The organism is Rummeliibacillus sp. TYF-LIM-RU47 (assembly GCF_008638315.1).
Lineage (GTDB): Bacteria > Bacillota > Bacilli > Bacillales_A > Planococcaceae > Rummeliibacillus > Rummeliibacillus stabekisii.
Map to the genome: position 1 here is coordinate 1,986,028 of NZ_VVIR01000001.1, position 24,571 is coordinate 2,010,598.

The 24,571-nt window shown below is 37.5% G+C and carries 20 protein-coding genes and 1 other annotated feature; of the genes, 5 read left to right on the top strand and 15 right to left on the bottom strand.

Features of this window, described 5'->3' with window-relative positions; translation table 11 throughout:
• Window positions 1–60 precede the first annotated feature (60 nt).
• The 5 genes from F0527_RS10025 to F0527_RS10045 form a co-directional block, all read right to left on the bottom strand.
• The gene (locus F0527_RS10025) at window positions 61–510 is read right to left on the bottom strand and encodes a prepilin-type N-terminal cleavage/methylation domain-containing protein (protein ID WP_150284957.1); all 450 of its coding nucleotides are present in this window, start codon (window positions 508–510) and stop codon (window positions 61–63) included.
• Window positions 511–619: 109 nt separating this feature from the next.
• Window positions 620–1,828: a type II secretion system F family protein gene (locus F0527_RS10030; RefSeq protein ID WP_150284710.1), complete on the bottom strand. Its 1,209-nt coding sequence runs from the start codon at window positions 1,826–1,828 to the stop codon at window positions 620–622.
• Window positions 1,825–2,868 carry a type IV pilus twitching motility protein PilT gene (locus F0527_RS10035; protein WP_150284711.1) on the bottom strand — a complete coding sequence of 348 codons (1,044 nt, stop codon included), beginning with the start codon at window positions 2,866–2,868 and terminating at the stop codon, window positions 1,825–1,827. The genes F0527_RS10030 and F0527_RS10035 overlap by 4 nt, the downstream gene beginning before the upstream one ends.
• 11 nt (window positions 2,869–2,879) lie before the next feature.
• Window positions 2,880–4,544, bottom strand: coding sequence for a GspE/PulE family protein (locus F0527_RS10040; RefSeq protein WP_150284712.1), 1,665 nt, complete (start codon window positions 4,542–4,544; stop codon window positions 2,880–2,882).
• Between the two features lie 11 nt (window positions 4,545–4,555).
• Window positions 4,556–5,956, bottom strand: a complete 1,401-nt coding sequence (locus tag F0527_RS10045; protein ID WP_150284713.1) for a VanW family protein — start codon at window positions 5,954–5,956, stop codon at window positions 4,556–4,558.
• Between the two features lie 405 nt (window positions 5,957–6,361).
• Between F0527_RS10045 and F0527_RS10050 the strand changes: the two genes are divergently transcribed.
• From F0527_RS10050 to F0527_RS10060, 3 genes are read left to right on the top strand one after another with little or no spacing between them, the layout of a single operon-like run.
• A complete protein-coding gene (locus tag F0527_RS10050; protein ID WP_150284714.1) occupies window positions 6,362–6,907 on the top strand; it encodes a type IV pilus modification PilV family protein in 546 nt (181 codons plus the stop codon).
• On the top strand, window positions 6,904–7,341 hold the full coding sequence (locus tag F0527_RS10055) for a prepilin-type N-terminal cleavage/methylation domain-containing protein (RefSeq protein ID WP_190323434.1): 438 nt from the start codon (window positions 6,904–6,906) through the stop codon (window positions 7,339–7,341). The genes F0527_RS10050 and F0527_RS10055 overlap by 4 nt, the downstream gene beginning before the upstream one ends.
• 1 nt (window position 7,342) lies before the next feature.
• Window positions 7,343–9,199, top strand: a complete 1,857-nt coding sequence (locus tag F0527_RS10060; protein WP_150284716.1) for a PilX N-terminal domain-containing pilus assembly protein — start codon at window positions 7,343–7,345, stop codon at window positions 9,197–9,199.
• Window positions 9,200–9,239: 40 nt separating this feature from the next.
• Here F0527_RS10060 and F0527_RS10065 read toward each other — a convergent pair whose 3' ends face one another.
• Both F0527_RS10065 and F0527_RS10070 read right to left on the bottom strand, forming a co-directional pair.
• Entirely contained in the window at window positions 9,240–10,946 is a 1,707-nt protein-coding gene (locus F0527_RS10065; protein ID WP_150284717.1) for a sensor domain-containing diguanylate cyclase, read from the bottom strand.
• Between the two features lie 84 nt (window positions 10,947–11,030).
• A complete protein-coding gene (locus F0527_RS10070) occupies window positions 11,031–12,275 on the bottom strand; it encodes a bifunctional folylpolyglutamate synthase/dihydrofolate synthase (RefSeq protein ID WP_150284718.1) in 1,245 nt (414 codons plus the stop codon).
• Between the two features lie 85 nt (window positions 12,276–12,360).
• Here F0527_RS10070 and F0527_RS10075 point away from each other — a divergent pair, with 85 nt between their 5' ends.
• Both F0527_RS10075 and F0527_RS10080 read left to right on the top strand, forming a co-directional pair.
• The gene (locus F0527_RS10075; RefSeq protein WP_150284958.1) at window positions 12,361–13,227 is read left to right on the top strand and encodes an ATP-grasp domain-containing protein; all 867 of its coding nucleotides are present in this window, start codon (window positions 12,361–12,363) and stop codon (window positions 13,225–13,227) included.
• A 4-nt stretch (window positions 13,228–13,231) separates the two neighbouring features.
• The gene (locus F0527_RS10080; protein WP_150284719.1) at window positions 13,232–14,026 is read left to right on the top strand and encodes an ATP-grasp domain-containing protein; all 795 of its coding nucleotides are present in this window, start codon (window positions 13,232–13,234) and stop codon (window positions 14,024–14,026) included.
• A gap of 70 nt (window positions 14,027–14,096) precedes the next feature.
• Here the strand turns inward: F0527_RS10080 and F0527_RS10085 are convergent, their stop codons facing one another.
• From F0527_RS10085 to hemA, 8 genes are all read right to left on the bottom strand, one after another.
• On the bottom strand, window positions 14,097–16,745 hold the full coding sequence (locus F0527_RS10085; protein ID WP_150284720.1) for a valine--tRNA ligase: 2,649 nt from the start codon (window positions 16,743–16,745) through the stop codon (window positions 14,097–14,099).
• Window positions 16,746–16,793: 48 nt separating this feature from the next.
• Window positions 16,794–17,007, bottom strand: a binding site (T-box leader).
• 320 nt (window positions 17,008–17,327) lie between these two features.
• Window positions 17,328–17,975: a hypothetical protein gene (locus tag F0527_RS10095; RefSeq protein ID WP_150284721.1), complete on the bottom strand. Its 648-nt coding sequence runs from the start codon at window positions 17,973–17,975 to the stop codon at window positions 17,328–17,330.
• Window positions 17,976–18,110: 135 nt separating this feature from the next.
• Window positions 18,111–19,403 (bottom strand): glutamate-1-semialdehyde 2,1-aminomutase, encoded by a 1,293-nt coding sequence (gene hemL, locus F0527_RS10100; RefSeq protein ID WP_150284722.1) that lies wholly within the window; start codon window positions 19,401–19,403, stop codon window positions 18,111–18,113.
• Complete coding sequence (hemB, locus tag F0527_RS10105) at window positions 19,403–20,386, bottom strand: porphobilinogen synthase (RefSeq protein ID WP_066788596.1); 984 nt, start codon at window positions 20,384–20,386, stop codon at window positions 19,403–19,405. Before hemB ends, hemL begins: the two co-directional genes overlap by 1 nt.
• Window positions 20,383–21,147, bottom strand: coding sequence for a uroporphyrinogen-III synthase (locus tag F0527_RS10110; RefSeq protein ID WP_150284723.1), 765 nt, complete (start codon window positions 21,145–21,147; stop codon window positions 20,383–20,385). The genes hemB and F0527_RS10110 overlap by 4 nt, the downstream gene beginning before the upstream one ends.
• Window positions 21,137–22,069, bottom strand: coding sequence for a hydroxymethylbilane synthase (hemC, locus tag F0527_RS10115; RefSeq protein WP_147195858.1), 933 nt, complete (start codon window positions 22,067–22,069; stop codon window positions 21,137–21,139). The genes F0527_RS10110 and hemC overlap by 11 nt, the downstream gene beginning before the upstream one ends.
• Window positions 22,070–22,087: 18 nt before the next feature.
• Window positions 22,088–22,918, bottom strand: a complete 831-nt coding sequence (gene ccsA, locus F0527_RS10120; RefSeq protein ID WP_066788609.1) for a cytochrome c biogenesis protein CcsA — start codon at window positions 22,916–22,918, stop codon at window positions 22,088–22,090.
• 91 nt (window positions 22,919–23,009) lie between these two features.
• Entirely contained in the window at window positions 23,010–24,374 is a 1,365-nt protein-coding gene (gene hemA / locus F0527_RS10125; RefSeq protein WP_150284724.1) for a glutamyl-tRNA reductase, read from the bottom strand.
• Window positions 24,375–24,571 lie beyond the last annotated feature (197 nt).

Consider the following 24,571-nt stretch of genomic DNA (forward strand, 5'->3'; position numbering starts at 1 on the left):
AGCGAAAGATTAAAGAGATGGAGAACAGCAGCCTACGCTGCTGCTAAAATGTATCTCAAGTTATTTATTTCCCATATTTTGAGCTAGTACTGTATCAGTAATAATGTTTTTAGGAGTACCTGTAATTCCATTGCTAAATTTTGAACTTTTTATATTTTTTAATGCATCATATTGTATAGAGTAAGACGAACTACTAACTGTTTTTACGACTTTATCATCTGTTGCCAATGTTACACCTTCCACATAAGGTTGTAAGGTTGCTTTATCGCAAGTAATACTTGCTTTATCCTCAGAAGTTGTACAAACTCCTTCAGCTATGGCGATCTTTGCACCAGCCAAGACAGTTTGTGTATCAGCTAAAATAGATTTATCTTTAGAATTTTGGATAATATTACCTATAGCAGGAACTGCAATCAAAGCAATAATTGCTATAATAACAATAACTGCTAATAATTCAATTAATGTTACACCCTTTTCATTCTTTATCGCTTTTTTCATTTTCAATTTCATTTTATCAAACATAATAATTCCTCCTTTTTTGTATGTAGGTTCTTCACCTAGGAAATCTACTTTCTTTTCGTTCATCAATTTCCTTTCACCTCCTCTCAATATAGAATATTTAACCGACTTGTTCGTACAAGCTATACATCGGCAACAGTACGGCTGCCATGATAAAACCAACGATACCTGCTAAGAGGATAATCATAATTGGTTCGATTAACGCTTTTAATGAATCTACAGTACGATCCACATCGTCTTCATAAAACTCAGCTATTTTCTCAAGCATGTAGTCGAGGGAGCCAGTCTGTTCACCGATAGAGACCATCTGCGTAACGAGGGGTGGGAAGACCCAGCTTTCCTTTAATGGTTCTGCTAACGAGCTTCCTTTTTCAAGTGAGGTACGTGATTTATGAACAACCTCTTCAATCACTGGATCGCCGATAATTTTCTCGACAATACTTAATGCATTTAGAATTGGCACTGAGCTGCTAAAAAGTGAAGCGAGCGTCCGCGTCATCCGAGCTATGGCTGACTTTTGCAGCACTTTCCCGAAAATCGGCATTTTCAACAAAATATAATGAACATAAAAGTTAAACTTTGGATTCTTTTGAAAGAGGTATAGAAAGGCTCCAATAATAGCGCTCCCTACGAGAAAGAAAATCCACCAATAGGCCTTTAACGCATTACTAAACCCTAGAACCATTAATGTAATAGCGGGTAATTCTGCTCCAAAGCTCGCGAAATTTGCTGTAAATTGTGGCACAAGCCACAAAAGCATAAACGCAGATACCAGAATAATCAAAATAACAAGTACAATCGGATAACTCATTGCTGATTGGATTTTCTTCTTCAATTTAAATGACTTCTCATAACTAAACGCCATACGGTCCAGCGTATCATCAAGATTACCCGTTGCTTCCCCTGCTTTCATCATATTTACGAAAAGAACCGGGAAGATTTTTGGATACTTGGCAGCAGCGGCTGAGAAGGCAATCCCTGAACGTATGTCTTCTTCAACACCCTTCAACGCTTTCTTCAAGCCCTTACTTGACGTTTGGTCCGCTAGTATATGGGTTGCCTCTACAATGGAAATTCCGGCACGAATTAATGTTGCGAATTGGCGGCAATAAATTACGAAATCTTCATTTTTCATCGCTTTACCAAGTGATAAATCCCTATGCAGAATACTTTTCGATTCATCTATTTGCCGAGGGTTAACGCCACGGTCACGTAATTTTTTTATCGCTATCTGCTTTGAATCAGCTTCTATAGTGCCTTTTTCCATGACACCTTGTATATTCCGTCCTGTAAAGCGGTAGACCGTCATGCAAAATCACCCGCATTCATGTAAACCTTAGCTGTTTCAAAGTCAATAATTTTTCTTGACAGCAATTGTTGGATCGAACTATCAATTGTATGCATACCTAGCGCTCGGTTTGTCTGCATAATGTTAGTCAGCTGATGAACTTTGTCATTACGAATTAAATTTGCGACAGAAGGTGTTTGAATTAATATCTCAGTCGCAGCTACACGCCCTGGTTTATCGATTCTTTTAAATAGGCGTTGAGAAATAATTCCTTGCAAAACGTTGGCAAGTTGTATACGGATTTGTCCTTGCTGATGAGGTGGAAACACATCAATAATACGATCAATCGTCGTTGGCGCACTGCTTGTATGCAATGTCGCCATGACTAGATGCCCTGTCTCAGCAGCCGTGATGGCTGTTGAAATCGTCTCCAAGTCTCGCATTTCCCCTACTAGAATAATATCGGGATCTTGACGGAGAGCGGCTCGCAATCCATTGGCGAAGCTCTTAGTGTCAGACCCTACTTCTCGCTGATTAACAATCGATTGACCATGCTTATGCAAATACTCAATGGGGTCCTCTAATGTAATGATGTGTTTCGCTTGATACTTGTTAATATAATCAATCATTGCTGCTAGTGTCGTTGATTTACCTGATCCTGTTGGGCCTGTCACAAGAATGAGCCCTTGGGGTTTTTGACACAATTCTTTTAGTACAGCAGGCATGCCCAAATCATCAATTGTAGGAATTTCCGCTGTGATTTTCCTTGCTGCCAATGTGGAGCTATTTCGCTGATGATAGGCATTCATTCGAAAACGGCATCGCCCTGGAAGTGAATAGTTAAAGTCTACTTCACCTTTTGTCTCGAATTCTTCCATTCGGTGAGGTGGCAAAACTTCTAAAATCATCTTATTTAAATCATCCGGCGTTAGTATTTCTTCGCCATATGGCTGTAATGCTCCATCAATTCTGTAATATGGTGGCACACCGACCGTAGCATGCAGGTCGGATGCATTGGCTTCATCTGCATATGTTAGTAATTCAACGATTGATTTTGTCATTTCATCACACCTTATTCATCAGTTGCTACTCGAAGAATCTCTTCGGTTGTTGTTAGGCCATCCGCCACTTTTAAAAGCCCGTCTTCAAGCAATGTACGATAACCATGTGTTGCCATATGTTTTTTGATTTCCGTAAGACTGGCTCTGTTCAAAATTAATTCTTTCACTTTTTCGTCTACGATTAATAATTCATGGATTGCAAAACGCCCTCTATATCCTGTGTTATTGCAAGATGGACAGCCACTTCCACGCTTAACATGTGAAATAGTTATGTCATGATTTAAAAAAATATCTTTTTCTTCAGGTGAAACATTTTCGTACTTTCCGCAATCTCTGCATACTCGGCGTACGAGGCGCTGCGCCACGACGCCAACTACTGAAGATGATAGCAAGAATGGTTCAATACCCATGTCGAATAGGCGTGAAATAGATTCTGCTGCGCTATTTGTATGTAATGTGCTCAGTACTAGATGACCTGTCAAAGACGCACGTGTAGCAATTTGGGCCGTTTCAGTATCTCGAATTTCACCTATCATGATGATGTCAGGGTCTTGTCTCAGAATGGAACGTAAACCAGTAGCAAAGGTCAAGCCGATTTCTTCGCGTACTTGTATTTGATTCACACCTTCAATCTGATATTCCACTGGGTCTTCAACGGTAATAATGTTCACTTCTTCACTATTTAAATAGTTAAGTGTAGTAGATAGTGTAGAAGACTTCCCTGATCCAGTCGGACCTGTGATTAAGACAATACCATTTGGCTTGCTAATTACTTCTTTAAAATGCATCAAGTTCATTGATGAAAAACCAAGCTTTTGCAAATCTCCATGCGAGTTGGTCAAGTCTAACACCCGCATAACTACTTTTTCGCCATATACTGTTGGCAAAGTAGAAAGCCGAATATCAACAGGATGAAGATTAATATTCGCTTTAATCCGTCCATCTTGGGGCAATCGGTTTTCTGTTATATTCAAATTACCCATAATCTTAATTCGCGCAATGATCATATTTTGCATATTGCGTGGCAATGAACGCTCTGTTCTTAAAACTCCATCAATTCGGTACCTGATACGTAACTCAGTTTCCTGCGGATCAAAATGAATATCACTTGCTCTTTGTACTACTGCATTAGAGATGATTTGATTGACTAATTTGACTATCGGTGAATCATCGTCGAACATTTCTGGCTCTTCAAATGTTTCAGATGGAACTAAGTTATTAAGAGCTGCATCCATAGTTTCCTGCAAATCATAGTACTTGCTAATAGCTTTATTTAACTCATCTTTTGATGCGATTGCTGTCTCAATTTGGCAGCCAGTTGCCATGCGAACTTCTTCAATCGAGAAATAATCCATTGGATCAGCCATTGCAATTAACAACTTATTTTTTTCCCGAGTTAAAGGCATAATGAGCGAACGTTTTGCGATTTCTTTAGGCAATAGGTGCACAAGCTCTGGATCAATTACAAATTGGCTAATACTAATCTGAGGTATTCCTAACTGGATTTCCAAAACTTCAATCAATTGCTGCTCGGTAAGTAAATTTTCCCTAATTAAATAGTCGCCGAGTTTCTCATCTTTTGATTTATTTTGAAGTGCATAGTCAAGCTGCTGCGACGTAATGGCACCTGCTTCAACTAATAAATCACCAAGCCTTTTTCTTTTTGAAAGTACCATGAGAATCCCCCTTATTTCGAATCATTCGGAGTAACAATATCACCTGTTTTATTGTAATGGCTTCCTTTTGGAACACTGCCTCCATTTTTACTTGTGGTTGCTTGAGGCTCTTTTGAAGAATTCAACTCTGAATCATCTTTTGAATTCTTGTCCTTACTAGGCATAGGTTGTTGGCTTGTTGACTCCTCTTGCTGTGGTTCACCTAATCCCTGATCCGTCCCCTGCTGATTCTCCACATATTCATCTGTAGTAGGCTCAGAACTATTATCTATTGGTGCTGTTTGTTTTGCCGATGTTTCAATGACTTGATTTATTGGATGATAATAATTTTGACTCATTAATTGATTTTCTGTTTTACCATTCTCGTCTGTTATCGTTCGATAAATGTAAACTTGTAAACCTGGTTTCGCTTTCTCTACAGTCTTACTATCCCCTTCCGCTAAATTGGACATATAGCGGTATATGGTACGTGGTTCAATGGCTCTTCTATCTTTCTCGTAAACTAAGACTTCAGGGCTTCCAGACAGTGAATAAAGCGATACCTTTAATTCATTGCCACTGACCGTTGCAACTATCTTGGCAGGAACTGTTCCTTTAGAAATAAATTTCAAATCCTTATCTAAAAATGGGCTAACTATCGCTTCATAACCTGGCTTGACGTATGTCGGTATTTCTTCAGCTTGATGGCGCTCTGTAATTTCGAATGAACTTTGTAAAACATTACTATATAAAGCAGATGCCATGAGGCTTAATGAGCGATCATTGTTAATTTCTTCTTGCTCTATGAATGAATTGAAAGAGAAAGGTTTGTTAGGTTCAAAAATATAACCATCTAATTGCTTCGCTAATGCAACGATGTTACTTAAATCAGCATCCTTGACTGAAACAGCTTGGAAAGAAATCCGTTCACCATCTTCGATTGAAAAATCAGCATCCTTTATCTTAAGTGGGAATTTCCTTAAATAAGAAGCTGCTTTGAGTACTTGTGATGCAATCTCATCGCTATTTTGTTTTGTATGTTCACTTATTTTTTCCACTAAGGAATCAGTAGCACTAACCTGTAATGGTTCATGTACAATTGGGGTCTTTCTCCAAAACGCATACCAAGGTTTTGCAGTGCGATTTTTATATGTACTGATGGATTCATCACTATTAAATTGGAAATCCTCTGCTTCCAAAAGGACTTTTTTCCCACCCACTAGGACTGAAAGTTCTGAATTCTTCCATTTATTTATCGCACGGTTTAATTGCTTTTTAACTTCGCCATCTGATAAGTCCTCTACAGCGACAGATCCGATTGTCGAACCACTATAAGCAGCAAAAACATGCAAATTCACATAACTCGCGGATGCTAGTATTATAAAAAGTAAGAATAAACCTGTAATAATTTTATATATTGGAGTGACTTTCATCTCATCACCTATCTCGTTGCTTAATTTATATTTCTAGGATATTGTTAGGATACTGTTATTATAAATGGTAATCCGAATAAAAGATATGACTTTTTTCACTCAATTATTATTTTTAAATGAAATTTAAACTATATAATGTGATAAAACTCATAGCAACCCTATAATATTAAATGTAATATATATTAAAAGGTTAGAATTTATTATAATATTATGTAAAATATTTAAAAATTAAAGAAAATAAGTTAAAATATCCTCCATCCAAAATTTATAAAATATAAAATAAATAATTTTACATCCATACCTTAAAATTAGCAAAAATAAACAATTTGGTTATGCCCTTAAGCTGAAGTAATATGAGATTTCCACTCCAGTATAGTTCAGTGGATAGCAGAAAGGACGTCATACATGGTAAGTCAACTTAAAAAAATTATTCAAAATGAGAAAGGACTCACCCTTGTCGAAGTTATCGCTTCCTTTGTGCTTTTGATTATTATCCTCTTTTCATTCTTTACACTGTTTGTACAAGGTTCAAAGACGACCAAAAGTTCAAAGAGTATTGTAGATGCGACTTATATTGCGCAGACGGAGATGGAGAATGCGTACGAAACAATAACTAATAGTGATTCTCTTGCTACTGCCGAAAAAACGTGGATAACTAATAACTCAGAGATGGGGTATTCTAAAGAATGTTCAGGGATTGTTCCTTCTACAAGTTTAAAATATTCAATATATAAAAAAGAAAAAAAGCCTAACCCCAATACCACTATTACTACCGTGATGAGGATCACACAAAATCAGGACTTTCCCACAAATCTTTCTAATGTAATTATTAATGTCTATGAGACAGAAGGAAATCACAAAATCCTTAACGTTTGTATTAATGAAGATTTGATTAAAAAAGCAAAAAAAGCTCAGATGGAAAATGTAGTTGAATGGGGCGTTTCAAAGTGAGAAATATTATTAGAAAACAAAATGGAATAACATTAATAGAAGTTTTGGCAGCCTTTGTCCTAATATCCATTTTGACTATCATACTTATTAATGTACAAATAGGAAGCCAAAAACAATATAATCAGCAATTCGAGACTAATAGTGAAATTAACGAAGTTTCTTATGCACTAAAAGTAATTACAAAAGAAATAAGAATGACATCAAACCCTTCCTATATAATTGAAAAAGCAAATGGAGTACAAATCAATTCGAATTTATATGAAATTGACAAACAAAAGAATCAAATTAATAAAAATCGCGAACCTTTTATAGAGAATATTAAAAACTTTAAGGTTACGAAGTCAGGGAATAATTGCAGCATTATTATTGAGGGCACGAATGGATATAAACAGCAAACAGTTATTAATTTGCGAGGTGATAACAATGAGGGGTAAAATGATAAAAATCTTTAAAAACGAACAAGGTTACACTCTTATAATTGCGGTTTCTATTATATTAATAATTTCAATTCTTGGTGTCTCATTAATGAAGGTAACTTCCACAACTTTAAAACAATCGGATAACGAAAGAAATTATCAATCCGTATACTATATTGCTGAGTCAGGCGTATCTCAAGTAAGAGCGAAAATTAATGAAATCGCAAATAATGCATTTAATAAGACTAAAATAGATTACGATAGTTTGAAAGTTGAAGAAAAAGCTACATACCCCTTTGAAGAAAAATTTTTACAAAGTACAATGAAAGCAGTAAATAGTTACATTGAAGCAAATAAAAATACTAATAACTATCCTATCAAAAAAATATATTCAACCCAAATACAAAATAATTTAACACCATTTTCTCTTACAGAAATTGAACCTCTTAATAATGTCGTAACAAGCAATAGTAAGTTGAACTCTTTACAGTACTCTATTAATTCAACAGGTAAGATTGGTGATAAAACAACACGCAAAGTTTCCCAAACAATTAAGATAACATTAAATGCTAATACAGAGGGTAAAGAAGAAACTTCAAATGACGAACAGCCAAGCACGTTTAAGGCATGTTCAAATGGAGATTTCAACTCCATAAACTCTACTGGATCCTTAGATATAGAAGGTGATGTGATATTAAAAGAAGGAGGGAAACTCTCCGCCAACGGTAATATCAAAGGGAATTTCTACTCATTTGGAAGTTTAGAAATCAATAATTCGATAAATTTCGGAGGAAATATTTACGCTAGCCAAAGTATAAAAATCCCTAATAGACCAACTATCTCAGGACAACTATATAGTAAAGGTGATATAACTATTAATAACAACCCTCCTATTAATGGAGATATTGTATCTGAAAATAATGTTTACATTACTAATGGCGGAATGAGTGGAACAGTTTATGCGGCCCAAAAAATCGTTTCATCTAGCACTTCAATTAAAAAGTTTGAAAATGTAACAATAAACAATTTACCTAAACCTAAAAATCTTTTGAGTTTAATGAATGACCCTACAAAAATATACGAAGGCCAAACTTGCACAAATATGGATAGTGATCAGTTTAAACCTAAAATCCCGTCTGTGGATTTCCAAATAACTACAAGTGATTTCCCTTCATCTAACGGAGGAAGTACTCTTACCTTTTCAGATTCTCAAAAAAATTTATATTTCAACAAATTTGGAGTTCAAAAACCCATTGAAATAAAACTCCCAAACCGGAGCAAAAATGAAGTCTATTCAATTTATGTTGACACTTTAAATATGGATAACCAAGACATCAGCATTTCTGGAAATGGCATTCTAAAAATCTATGTTAAGAGCTCACTAGGATTAGGAAGTATAAATCAATTAAATTCGTCAGATGGAAAGCCAAGAAGTAATTTTGATACTACAATCTATTATTTAAGCGATAAACCAGAAACTCCTTACTTTTCAAATTGGGGTGGAAAAAAAATAAACGCTAACATTTTTATTAAGAATTCAGATCTAAACACTAACCAATGCAAAATAAACGGAAACATTATTGTCTTAGGTAAACATTCAGTTACTATTTCAGGAGATAACGAAACAAATGGACAAATTTTTTATCTACCTGAAAGTAATCTTTCAGCTTCTGGTTCAGCAACAATAACTGGATATGTTAAGGCAAAAAATGTAACCGGTTCAGGGAATATAAAGATATTTAATCCAACGAGTGATATAAATACTGATATTTTTGATACCCCCAACTCATCTAAAAATTATACTTACATTGATTATAAAAGTGCCAATAATCTAGTCACCGAGGTTGACCAGAAAGAAGTTGAATTAAAGAAATAAAAAAAGCTGCCAAACAGGCAGCTTTTTTTATGCAAATCCACTAAAACCCCGCCACCTTATTCCTCCCCTGCTCCTTCGCTCCCTTATACATCGCATGATCAGCGTTGCGGAGAAGGTTTGTAGCATTGTCGGTATCTTCATAAGCTGAAGATACTCCGATGCTTGCGGTGATGTGGACAATAAGGTGCTTGACGTTTTCAAGTAGATCCGGCACAATTTCAAACGGTTGCATTTCAATTCGCTCGCGTAGCTTTTCAGCTAGTAGCAATGCTTGTTGTTTTGTATAGTTTGGTAAGAGGATGACGAATTCCTCGCCGCCATAGCGTGCAAGTGTACCCTTTTCCCCGACTTCTCGTTTCAAGACTGCGGCTAAACCACGAAGTATTTCGTTACCGCTCTCATGACCATATCGATCGTTTATACCTTTGAAATAGTCGATATCGAGCATAATAAGAGACAGGTTTGAAATGGTGTGTTCCTTTAATTCATTCATCTTGGAATTTAGATAATCTTCAAAATAACGATAATTATATAACCCTGTCAAACCACATCGTTCACTACTATGTTTTGCTTTTTCTACATACCGAGCCTTTTCTAATGAAACAATAAAGTAGGAGCTAATTAATTCAAGCATTTTCACCTGATAGTCTTGGAAATTATTCTTCTTACGTGATGTTAGCAGTAGTACACCTTCCAATTGATGATTTCGACAAAACGGCAAAACAAGAGCACTTTGCGTATTCGGAAGTAAAAAGGAACCACTATATGGCAACCATTCTTCACGTTTACAAAATACAGTTTTATCTGCACTTTCTATCGTTTCAGATAACAAACTATGGCTTAATTCTTTATGCGTTGCATTCTTTAAGATTTGTTTTCCATTTTCATAAGCTCGTAGTACAGATAATGTACCCGTCTGCTGTCGGCGATCAATCAAATAAAGTCCATCTATAGAAACCATTTTCGGTACGCGTTCAATAAATAAGTCTAACGTTTCCTCCGAATCCAGTTGATCTGCTAATTGGTGACCAAAATGGGCTGCTTCTGAAAGTTCTTTATTAACTTTACTCGTTGTGGTATAAAGCTGCAATAGTCGCGTAGCCATATAAAATGGAATACCAAGAAGAATTATTGAAAGTACACCTACATACTGACCAAGCAGATAAAGACTAAGACCCATTGGAAGTGCAAACGCACAAATAAGATAATCCCAAGTATCATCAATCGTAAAGAATCTTATCCGTTGTCCTAATAGTATCCCACTGATTTTGATAAGAGCATGATTTGCTGTAATGTTTACAATAATATAAAGCAAACCATATCCTACAATGTCCACTGTGTTCATGGAATGTATATCTCCACCAAGCCATAAAAAAGCTAATCCGCTGAGAAGTGATACAAGGAAAAACATAATAGAATTCCATGGAATCCGATATAACATATTGCGATTTAATTTCAAATTATATAGTAAAGGAACTAATGAAATCTGAAAAACTACTATTTCAATAAATAATCCAAAACGCAAAAACAAAGCGAGACTTACCCATTGTGTTAAGAAAAAGGGAGTTCCATTAATGAATGCTGGAAACGCCGAGGTTAAAAGGCTTAATGCCGTAAAACCTGCTAACAATGGCCAATTAGTAGCTTCATTCGGCGGATAATATTGATATACCGTATAGATGCTGAGAGGTATGCAAACGATCCATATCATGAAGACCACAAGTTGAAATGCAAACGACTTTTTCACTCCTGCTTTCCTCCCATTCAGCAAATAGATAATGTAAATTATACCACAAGTTAAAATAGTTTCAATTATCAAAAATAGACATTTTTACCCATTTAATAACTCATCCCGCCAACTTGCAAGCAAATATAAAGAGCCGGTTATAATGACTATTTCATCATTTTTTTCCTCTATTATATGACGAATATTTTTCTTTGAGACCTCTTTAACATGACTGTTAGATAAGTTATATAAGTTTTCAGCAGGCATCGCACGCTCATTATCTACATCAACAAATGTAAAACCAGTCCCTACTTCTTCTAATATACGCAAAACACCTTTTACATCCTTGTCTCTCAACATACCTACAATAAAGTGTATCTTTTGACCTCTGAACTGTTCTTTAACGGTATCTACTAGTGTTCTTGCACTTGCGGGATTATGAGCTCCATCAATGTATAATTTGCTGGAAATTTTCTCAAAGCGGCCTGCAAGTTCCGCATGGCTAATCCCATTTTGAATAGCCTCTGGGTGAACTTGTATATGTAGATGCTGTGCAAATTGGAGGAATGCTGTGATTGCTAGCGCCATATTGCTACGCTGGTGCATTCCCGGCATGCTACGGTCTAGATTATTAATTCGAAAATTTGGTGCGATATAGGTTTCTGATTTCTCTTCTCCCTCAACAGAGAAATCTTTTCCATATACAAAAAGCGGAGCTTCACAATGCTTGGCTTCTTCTATAAAAACTGCCATTGCATCTTCTGGCAGATCACCTGTAATTATTGGTCTACCTTGTTTTATAATGCCTGCCTTATGGCCCGCGATACTAGCTAATGTATCACCTAAAAAATTTGTATGCTCTAACGCAATGCTAGGTACAACTGAAACGGTGGGTATCACAACATTTGTGCTGTCATAACGTCCACCCATTCCGCATTCAATTAACACAATATCAGCTTGAAAACGCTGGAATGCTAGAAAGGCTGCTACTGTTAGTAATTCAAAATCAGTACATTTTCCGTCTAAATCTGAATCTCTCATAATACTAAAGATGGCAGCTAATTCATCAGGCGTAATTGGCTCCCCGTTTAATTTGATTTGGTCATGTACGTCCTTCATGCATGGTGACATGAAAGAGGCTGTTTTTAAGTCATGGCATTGAGCTATTCGCTCAATCATTGTAAGCGTAGACCCCTTACCGTTAGTGCCTGCTAAATGAATAACCGGCAAGTTTTTTTCCGGGTGCCCTACTAACTCTAGCGCTTCTTGAATTGCAGTTAATCCCGGTTTAATTGCTGAATCGCTCGATATATGGAAACGTTCCTTATAATAGTCTAATTTAGGTATCAAGGTAAAAACTCCATTCTATGTATTCTACATTTTTCATGCTACACTTTAAAATATATTATAGCACTTGTGTGAGAGGGTTTTGATGATGAAAACATGTTGGATTATATATAATGGTAGCTTAATAAATGATAAGTTTTTAGATCAAGCAAGGTTGATGGCGGAAGCGGCGGAAGCTCTTGATGTGAGACCAGTGATATATAAAAACTATGAGATTATGATGAAGCTTGACGAGGAACTAGAGAAAAAGCCTGACTTTGTGATTTTCTTAGATAAAGATATTTTATTAGCCACTTACCTAAAAAATAAAGGAATCCCTATATTCAATGACCCAGAAGTAATTGAAACATGCGATAACAAAGCAAAACAATACATACAGCTTGCTAGTAAAGGAATACCAATGCCAACAACTATCATTGCACCAAAGGTATATCCTAAATTCACCATAAGAGATAGCGGTTATTTTGAAAATGTACTTAAAACGTTGGGCTTACCTATGATTATAAAAGAAGGCCACGGCTCATTCGGCATGAAAGTTTATCTTATTTCAACCGAAAAGGACTTCTATGAAAAAGTAGATGAATTGAGAGGCGTTGATTTTGTCTTTCAAGAGTTTATTTCCTCTAGCCGTGGCAGAGATATTCGCGTCAATATAATCGGCGATGAGGTAGCAGCTGCTATGTATCGCCATTCGGAAACAGATTTCAGGGCGAATATCACAAACGGTGGCGTTGCAGAAAAAATTGCATTAACAAAGGAGCAAAAAGATATTGCGCTCCGTGCGGCAAAAGCAGTTGGCGCCGAATTTGCAGGTGTTGACCTTCTATTTGGACCTAACGAAGTGCCACTCGTATGTGAAGTGAACGCAGCAGCGCATATTCGCAACTTATATGAAGTGACTGGCATCAATGTCGGTGTGCCATTTATTCAATATATTTTGAAGAAAATTGGGTGATCATATGAAAGCATATATCTTATATGAGGAGCAGGATGCCTTCAATAATAGATTTTTTATTAAAGATATAGTTGAAGCTGCTAAGAGAAAAGATGTGGATTTGAAGTTAGTCTTTGTGGATGATTTAGATATCGACAGTTTTCTAGCTCGCTTGGATAATCCTCTATTTGTATGGAACCGCACACGCTCAGCCTCTATTGCATCAAAAATACAATCAACAGGAATTAGAATAGTAAATAAACCATTTGTGAATGACCTGGCAAATAATAAAAGAAAAACAATAGAGTTTGCTAATTCCCTCGGTATTCCGGCTGTTCCAATATTAGACGAAGCGCGTGACTTCCCTGTTATCATCAAAACAGTAGATGGGCATGGCGGCGATGAAGTTGCACTATGCCAGAACGCTGAACAACTTTCGCATTATGAAAAGAAATGGCATGATAGAGCAACACTATTACAACCCTATATCGAAACATATTCCACAGACCTTCGAGCATGGGTTGTTGGTGATCAAATCATTGGCTGCGTCAAACGCGTGGGCAATGATGATTTCCGTTCGAATTACACACGTGGCGGATCAATTGAAAAATATTCTTTATCAGAGACTCAAACGCAACAAATTTTGCTTCTGCAAAAAGCTCTGCTAAGTGACTATATCGGCATCGATTTCTTACTTCTTCCGAACGGTGATTGGATGTTAAATGAAATCGAGGATCCTGTCGGCGCAAGATCTTTTTATGAATTGTTTAACGATGATTTGGCAGAAATTTTGGTGAATTATTTGGTTGACAGTATATAAAATCTTTGCGGCTGCAATACTTTCTATTCACACTAAAAAGCCGCCCCTATCCAAAAGGGCGGCTTTTTCTTTACATATTCTTTAATTCAGCAATACGTTTTTCTACTGTATTAAATTTCTCTAGGTAGTCTGCTTCTTTTTCACGCTCTGCAGCAACTACATCTTCGGGGGCTTTGGATACAAAGCGTTCATTGTTTAGTTTACCTTGAACACGTTTGACTTCTTGTTCCCATTTTTTCAATTCGTTTGTAAGTCGTTCGATTTCTGCTTTCACATCGATTAGACCTTCAAGCGGTAAGAAAATTTCAGCGCCTGACACGACAGCTGACATGGTTTTCATTTCGACTTGTAGATTTTCACCTAGTGAAAGTGTTTCTGGATTACAGAACTTTTCAATATATGCTTTGTTTTCTTCTAGGACAGCCAGTGTTTGGGCATCTTTTGCAGAAATATACATCGGTACTTTTTTGCTCATTGGTGTATTAACTTCTGCTCTGATGTTACGAACAGCACGAATAATGTCCATCAACAATTTCATATCCTGAGATTGTTTAGCAAAGTGAAGATCATCCTTTACTGCAGGCCAAGAAGCAACAGTAATAGACTCGCCTTCATGCGGTAGATTTTGCCAAATTTCTTCAGTGATGAAAGGCATGAAAGGATGAAGCAAACGCATTGTATTGTCGAGAACATAAGCTAGAACTGAACGTGTCATTTTCTTCGCGGCTTCATCTTCACCATAAAGCGGTAATTTAGCCATTTCAATATACCAGTCACAGAAATCATCCCAGATAAAGCTGTGTAAATGGCGGCCAACTTCACCGAATTCGTATTTATCAGCAAGTCTTGTTACTTCTTCGATGGTTTCATTTAATCGTGTCAAAATCCATTTATCCGCAACTGATTTTTCACCAGTTAGGTCGATCTCTTCATATGTCATGCCATCCATGTTCATCAAAGCAAAACGTGAGGCATTCCAAATTTTATTGGAGAAGTTCCAAACAGCTTCAACTTTTTCAGTTGTATAACGAAGATCTTGGCCAGGTGATGATCCTGTTGCTAGGAAATAACGAAGTGAGTCAGCACCATATTGACTGATTACATCCATTGGATCAACCCCGTTACCTAGTGATTTGGACATTTTACGTCCTTCCCCATCGCGTACTAAACCATGGATTAAAACGTCTTTGAATGGACGCTCACCAGTAAACTCAAGCCCTTGGAAGATCATGCGTGATACCCAGAAGAAGATGATGTCATAGCCTGTAACTAATGCGCTTGTTGGATAATAGCGTTTAAAATCTTCACTATTTACATCTGGCCAGCCCATTGTGGAGAAAGGCCATAAAGCAGATGAGAACCATGTATCAAGGACATCCTCATCACGCGTCCAATTTTCTTCATCTGCAGGAGCAGTTTTACCTACGTACACTTCGCCTGTTGCTTTGTGGTACCAAGCCGGAATTTGATGGCCCCACCATAGTTGGCGTGAAATACACCAATCGTGGACATTTTCCATCCAGCGTGTGTAGGTGTTTTCAAAACGATTTGGTACAAAGTTTACTTTTTCGTTTTCTTTTTCTTGTAATTCTAGCGCTTCTTTTGCAAGTGGTGCCATTTTTACAAACCATTGTTTTGAAAGATAAGGCTCTACTACTACTCCTGTACGTTCAGAATGGCCAACAGAATGCATATGGTCAACAATCTTGATAAGGACGCCTTGCTCTTGTAAGTCTTTCACGAGCTGCTTGCGGCATTGGAAGCGGTCCATACCTTGGTATTTGCCAGCCAATTCATTCATCGTACCATCTTCATTCATTACTTTAATGCGTTCTAAATTGTGACGGTTGCCGACTTCGAAATCATTCGGATCATGTGCTGGCGTCATTTTAACAACGCCTGTACCGAATTCCATATCAACATAATCATCTGCTACAATCGGAAGTTCACGGCCGACAATCGGAAGAATAGCTGTTTTGCCAACTAAGTGTGCATAACGTTCATCGTTCGGGTTAACAGCAATACCAGAGTCACCTAGCATAGTTTCAGGACGTGTTGTCGCAATCTCAAGTTTACCTGAGCCATCTGCTAGTGGGTATTCCATATGATAGAAAGCACCTTGAACATCCTTGTAAATTACTTCGATATCTGACAATGCTGTTTTTGCTTGTGGATCCCAGTTTATGATTCGTTCACCACGGTAGATTAAATCTTTTTCATATAATTTAACGAATACTTCTTTTACTGCTTCTGAAAGACCTTCATCCAATGTAAAACGTTCGCGTGAATAGTCTAGTGATAAACCTAGTTTTGACCATTGTTCACGAATGGTGCCAGCATATTCTTCTTTCCATTCCCATGTTTTTTCAAGGAATTTTTCACGTCCTAAATCATAGCGAGAGATATTTTGTTCTCTTAGCTTCGCTTCCACCTTTGCTTGTGTAGCGATACCTGCATGGTCCATTCCAGGTAGCCAAAGCGCATCATACCCTTGCATACGTTTCATACGAATTAAAATATCTTGCAATGTTGTATCCCATGCATGGCCTAGATGCAATTTCCCTGTTACGTTTGGGGGCGGAATAACAATTGAGTAAGGTTTTTTCTCGCTGTCAGGCTGCGCTTTAAAATAATCGCCCTTCAACCACCATTCATAGCGGCCTTTTTCAATCGTCTGTGGTTCATATTTAGTCGACATGGATGTGTTTTGTTCTTCCATTAGATCTCCTCCTTAAATGCTCGTTATACAAAAAAATCCTTCACCCTATAAAAGGGCGAAGGAATATTCGCGGTACCACCTTAATTTCAGCATAAAAAAACTGACTCTTCATTGTATAACGGCTCTTCACCGGTTTTTGCTACTTCAATGTTCACAAAAACTGCTCCAGGGCTACATTCAAACGTCTACTTGAGGAACTTTCACCAACCGTTCCCTCTCTAACAAGTAGGAGCGTTCTACTCCTCCCCTTCAAAGCATATATATATAGCTGTATACATTGTAGCGAATAGTCCCTAATTTTTCAAGTTTTTTCGCAAAGCTACTTTTCTCTAAATGACCTACAAAAACCCATCCCTAGCTACATAAAATACTAGGAATGGGTTTTTCATTAAAATAGAAAGGAGCTTCTACATGAGAAGACGATATAATCCATACTTGCTGCCGCCTTGGTTGCGGAAAACACGTTTCTATTGTAAAGGGATTATTATCCCATTCACATGCTTTCAATTCGTACGAATCATTATTTTTCCGACAACCTGGGATATTATCATCCTACTGCTCTTTATAGGTCTTTGGTACTTACTACATTCTGACATTATTTAATGGTATTTCCTCAACCGAATAATGTTCCTCTAAATCCCACAGTATTTGACTTAAGATAGATTCATCTTGATCAACTACGATTGGCTTTTCTAGAAGGTCCATTGGCGATTCATTCGTTGTAAGTTGTACAACTTTTTCCGTCTCCGCCACTTGGACCTCTTCATTTTGAACTAATTCTGACTGGGCTTCCACTCTTGGCGCTTCAACCACTTCTTTTTCTTCAACATTACTATATTCGCAATCTACCTGGCAACTAATCACGCAAATTCCATTATCGGACACTTTTGTTTGAAGATTTTTTGCGTTTAGGACAACGGTTGATTGGTCAATCTTATCATTTGGCAAGCTTACATTTAGAGGAATAGCATACTCAAAATAGCCTTCATTACCTTCAACATCCACTTCATCTACAAGCGTACTCTCGTTTTCTAATTGCTGCAATACCTCTTGAGTGTCATCGAATTCCACATTAGCGGCAATGTGATAAATACCAGTAAGTGATACTGATAATTCATCCTCTTGCTGTTCCCATCGAGGTGTAATTTTCACTTTGTTTAAGCTTGTTGGTTTACCATATATTTCAGGAAAAACGAATGATTCATTTATTTCCCAGGTAATCTTTTTCATATTTACATTCCCTCCTCTATCTTTATCTATATGTACACTTTGAAGTTTATAGAACCAGCTAGTTATCTAATTAATATATTAAAATAGAATTAAGAAATAAAAAAACAGCAGAGCATATGCGCTCTGCTGAATGTCTTAACGTGCTAATTGTTTAAATACTTTTTGGAAGGCTTTCACTGTTTGTGCAATATGTTCTTCCGTATGCGCCGTTGAAAGGAAAACACCCTCAAATTGGGATGGCGGTAAGAAAATTCCTTCTTCTGTCATTAGCATATAGTACTCTGCAAATAATTGCAGATCAGATGTTTTAGCAGTTTCAAAATCAATAACATTTTCATTTGTTAGGAAGTAACCAATCATAGACCCTGCACGATTTACTGTGTGCGGGATATTGTATGTTTCAGCTGCCTCACGGAAGCCTGCTTCTAATTGGTCACCTAACTTTTTGAAGTAATCATACGACTCTGGCGTTAAATGATTCAACGTTTCAAGGCCAGCTGTCATAGCAAGCGGATTGCCTGATAATGTTCCTGCTTGATAAATTGGTCCTGCTGGTGCAATGTGTTCCATTATTTCACGAGAACCACCGAAAGCTCCAACCGGCAGACCACCACCAATTACTTTCCCAAGACAAGTCAAATCTGGTGTAACCCCAAGATATCCTTGAGCACTGTTGAATCCAACACGGAAACCTGTCATAACTTCATCAAAAATTAATAGTGAACCTGCTTTTGTAGAGATATCTCGCAATCCTTCTAAAAAGCCTGGAAGCGGTGGCACACAGCCCATATTTCCCGCTACAGGTTCAACAATAATCGCTGCGATATCTTCTCCATACATCTCAAAGACCTGTTTTACAGATTCTAAATCATTGTAAGGAACTGTTATCGTATTTTGAGCAATACTTAACGGCACCCCAGGGCTATCCGGCAAACCAAGTGTTGCCACACCTGAGCCTGCTTTAATAAGTAATGAGTCGCCATGGCCATGATAAGAGCCTTCAAATTTCAAGATCTTGTCGCGACCTGTATAACCACGTGCTACACGTATAGCACTCATTGTTGCCTCTGTACCAGAAGAAACCATACGAATCATTTCAATAGATGGTACACGTTTGATTACTTCTTTAGCCAATTCATTTTCAATAACAGTAGAAGCGCCAAAGCTTGTACCTGATTCAGCCACACGTTGAATCGCAGCTACCACATCAGGATGTGTATGACCTAAGATAAGAGGACCCCATGACAATACGTAGTCGATATAATCATTGCCATCTACGTCAGTAATGATTGCGCCTTTCCCTTTTTCCATTACAATCGGATCCATATTTACCGCATTAAATGCACGAACAGGGCTATTGACCCCACCCGGCATTAAGTGAATTGCTTCCTGAAAAGCTGCTTTTGATTTTTCATGTGAACGTGTCATTATTTCTCCTCCATCCAACGAACTGCATCTTTTGCATGATAAGTAATGATTAAATCAGCGCCTGCACGTTTCATGCCAAGCAATGTTTCTAACACGACTTGTTTTTCATCGATCCAGCCATTAATTGCAGCTGCTTTGACCATCGCATATTCACCACTTACATTGTAGGCAACAACAGGTAAATCAAAGTTATTGCGAACATCTCGCATAATATCCAAATAAGACAACGCTGGTTTTACAATTAAGAAGTCCGCTCCCTCTTCTACATCAGATTCAGCTTCACGCATTGCTTCCATACGGTTTGATGGATCCATTTGATACGTTTTGCGGTCGCCGAATTGTGGTGCACCATCTGCTGCGTCACGGAATGGACCGTAATAAGCAGATGCATATTTTACTGCGTAAGACATAATCGGAACATCTTCATAACCCGCTTCATCTAATCCTTTACGAATAGCAGCTACAAACCCGTCCATCATATTAGAAGGTGCGATAATATCTGCTCCTGCTTCTGCTTGTGAAACCGCTGTTTTAGCCAATAAATCTAATGATGGATCATTTAAGATTTTTTCATCTTCTGATACAACGCCACAATGGCCGTGAGAAGTAAATTCACATAGACAAGTATCAGCAACTACCACGATTTCAGGGTAATTTTTCTTAATAAAACGAGTAGCTTCTTGGACGATGCCATGATCATGATAAGCTTGTGACCCTACTTCATCTTTTTCTGCTGGAAGTCCAAAAAGAATAACAGATGGAATACCAAGAGAAACAACTTCATCCATTTCTTCTCCTAAACGATCAAGTGAGAATTGAAATACACCTGGCATTGATGACACTTCATTTTTAATATTTTCGCCATCGATAACAAAGATTGGATAAATAAAGTCTTCTTTGTGTAAGTAAGTTTCTTTTACCATCGCACGCATCGCACTAGATTGGCGTAAACGTCTATGTCTTTTGAAATGTAAATCTGTCATGATGATCGTCCTTTCTTTTTAGCCAATTCTTCTATAATGGCCAACATCGTATATTTTTCTGGTTTAACATCTACCATTGCTCCGGCATTTATGAGAGCTTGCTCAGTAACATGTCCAATAGCTGCGATTTGATAACCTCTCCAGCCTGTTTGCGGTACGACATATTTATTAAATACATCCACAGCAGAAGGACTCGCAAATATAATTGTTGCGTCCTTTGATTTTTGGATTAATGTCGTTAATTCACTGATATGCTCTGTACTTTGAATGGTTTCATAGACCGTCCATTCATCGACTGGAAACGGCAGCCCTTCCTTTATAGTAGCCTTTGCTAAACTACCTTTCAAGAATAGACAACTTTCAACCTTCCCAGCAACTTTAGGAAATTCGACAACAAATTTATCCGCACTGTATGTAGACGGCATAAAATCAATCTGACAACCTATTTTTTCTAATGCACTTGCAGTTTTCTCACCCACTGCAGCAATCTTGGCTCTGCTTTTTTCTATGCTTAATGAAGCGCGGGCAAGCTTTTGTGAAAATGCTTCTACAGCATTTTGACTAGTAAAGATTAGCCATTCGCTGTTTAAGGCTTTCGCTAGCTTTTCACCATCATTCGAAGAAGTGGCTTCTTGTACAGCAATGAGCGGCAAATGATATACATTGCCGCCCCTTTCTAAAATATGTGAAGATACTGAATGCGTCATCTTCGTGCCAGTCAGGACAATATTTTGTCCACTCAATGGCAGATTAGTTGGCATTTTGCTCAGCCTTTACTTTTTGAATTAACTCATATGCACCTTGGCTTGTTAGTTTTTCTGCCACTTCTTCTCCTGCAGCTTTTGCATCTTTTGAAGCAACTGATTCTTTATAAAAAACAGAGGCATCAGGAGCAGCTACTAGGCCTTTGAAATTCACGCCATCATTTTCAAAACGTGCAAAGCCAGCAATTGGCACTTGGCAGCCGCCATCCATTGCAGCAAGGAACGCGCGCTCTGCATGAGCTTCTTCCCACGTTGCTTTGTCTGTTAATTTCGCCAGCTCAGATAGTAGCTCTTCGTCATCAGCACGACACTCAATTCCAAGCGAACCTTGCCCTACTGCTGGCAGACATACTTCAGTTGATAGGTATTCTGTAACAACCTCATCACTCCAGCCTAAACGCTTCAACCCTGCAGCTGCTAGGATAATCGCATCGTACTCATCATTTTCTAGTTTTGCTAAACGGGTATCAACATTACCGCGAATCCATTTGATCTCCAAGTCTGGACGAGCAAGCAACAATTGTGCGCTTCTGCGCAAACTACTCGTACCTACAACTGCTCCTTTTGGTAAATCTGCAAATTTCACGTGATTTTTGCTAATAAAGGCATCGCGTGGATCTTCACGCTTCGGAATGCAGCCAATAACTAGCCCTTCTGGAAGTACTGCAGGCATATCTTTCATGCTGTGTACAGCAAAGTCGATTTCTTTGTCAAATAAAGCTTGCTCAATTTCTTTTACAAATAAGCCTTTGCCGCCTACTTTAGACAATTGAACATCAACAATTTTATCGCCTTTTGTCACAATTTCTTTCACTTCAAATTCAAACGGCGCCCCAGCTTTCTTCAATTGGTCAATAAACCAATTTGTTTGAGTTAATGCTAGTTTGCTTCGTCTTGATCCAACAGTAATTTTACGCACGTACATCCAACCTTTCTATTAATACCAAAAATGAAAACTTGACAAACGGCTTCCTAAAAAGAAATTTACAATGATAACAAGGAAGGCATACACATTTGTCCAAGCATACATCGTTGTATGAAGCTTTCCTTTTCGATAGCCATATAATATAAAACAATAGATTAATAGAGAGAGAAAAGACCCTATAATCTTTGTATCTAAAACAGTGAAATGCTCTAACGATGAATAACCCCATTGAAGTCCAAGTATTAAACTAATCAGCAAAATAGGAATACCCACCAATATAGCCCACGTCATGCCTTTTTGTGCTTGATCTAATGATGGTAAACGCGTCCATTGCTTTGTCCACTTTTTCTTCTTCAATACATTGTAAAGAATGAGATACAATGTTGAAAAAACAAAGGACAGCGAAAAGGCTACATAGGACAAGATGGCAAATGTGACATGGAAAAAGAGCAATTCAGAAATAAGTGACTTGCCGACTGGCGAAAGTGCCAACTGATTTGGTGCAAATGTGTGGATAGTCATAAATATAAAACCAATCACATTTAAAAAGAAGACAGGCAAATCTACTCGGTATAAACAATGTAAAAAAATCGAAATAGTAATTAAAAGCCACGCGTAAAAGTAAATTCCTTCAAATAGCGAAAGTATTGGGAATCTATGTGTCTGTATAATATAAAGTCCTAAAAATGCTGATTGAAGTACCCATACTACAGAAATTAACCAAAACGCAATGCGATGGGCTTTCGGGTCTTTATTTAAATAATCGATAAAATAAAAGACAAGACTGATCGCATATAAGACGACCATTGCTTCATGCAGCCTTGTCATCGTCAAATCAGCCATAATATGCTCCTTTGCGACATAAATCTTAAAAAAAGCGTTTCCGCACCTATAGTTTACCACATAGACACGAAAACGCTCTTCTTAAAGTTTCTTAATATGACCATTTTGCATCAGATGCTTGTGCTTCTAATACTGTTTTATCCATTCGCTCTTTTTGTTGAAGCTGTTGTTTTTTCACTTCATCTTGTACATCCTCTTCAATACCAAAAATACGTTGGAACAGCGCTAACTGTTCTTTTGATTTTTGTGAACCCGCCATTTCTTTCGCTTGTAGAATCGGATCCTTGAGCAATTGATTAATAATAGATTTTGTATGTTTATTTAATACTTTTTTCTCACGGTCTGTTAAATCTGGCATTTTATTTTCGATGCTTTGCATTGTTTCAGATTGAATGCGAGCAGCTTTTTGACGAAGGGCTGCAATAACAGGCACAACGCCTAGAGTTGTCATCCAATCTTTAAAATCATTCACTTCTGTATCAATCATGGAAACAATTTGGCTTGCTGCGCGTTCTCTTTCTGCGAGGTTTGCCTCAACAATGCCATGCAAATCATCAATATCATACAAGAATACATTTGGAATATCACCAATGCGCGGATCTAAATCACGAGGCACAGCAATATCTACCATGAATAAAGGTTTTCCTTTGCGAAGTTTCTCAACAAATTGCATTAATTCATGGTCAATAACATATTCTGTTGCACCTGTCGAGCTAATTAGAATATCTGCCTCTAGCAATACACATTGTAGTTCTTGCATGGATTTAGCTGTACCATGGAATTTTTCTGCAAGGGTTTCTGCTTTAGAGAACGTACGATTTATAACAGTTACTTTCCCTACGCCGCTACCATAAAGGTTTTCGACTGCAAGCTCACCCATTTTGCCGGCACCAAGTATAGCTACATGTTTATTTTCAAGAGAACCAAATATTTTTTTCGCCAGTTCTACTGCAGCATACGATACAGACACAGCATTTTCACCGATGGCTGTTTCGCCATGCGCACGTTTCGCAAATGTAACCGCTTGTTTAAATAATTTATTATAAACAGTGCCTGTTACACCAAGTTCTTGCGCTTGTAAAAAGCTTGTCTTTACCTGTCCAAGTATTTGTGTCTCACCTAAAACCATTGAGTCTATACCTGAAGTAACTTTGAATAAGTGCATCATTGCTTCATCTTCTTCACGTATATATAAATGACTTTCGAACGACTCAACAGGAACTTTAAACCATGTTGAAAGAAATTGTTTGACGTAATAACGGCCAGTATGCAGCTGGTCTACTACTGCATAAATCTCTGTACGGTTACATGTAGAAACAATCACGTTTTCTAATATGCTTTTTTGGCTTTGTAATGCTCTCATCGCTTCTGGTATTTCATTTTCAGTAAAAGAAAATTTTTCCCGAATTTCGACGGGCGCTGTTTTATAATTCAAGCCTACTACGATGGTATGCATGAATCTCTACACCTCACACGTTCATTTTCACGATGTCTATTATATCATAAATCGTCATCATTCTTGTTTATAAATTGTGAACACCCTATGACGTATTGACATCTTGTTGTTTAGAATTATTATAATTTATATTTTAGCAAATTATACTTCGAAGTACAATTAACCTGTTTTATAACGTAATTTTCAGTTTTTTAATA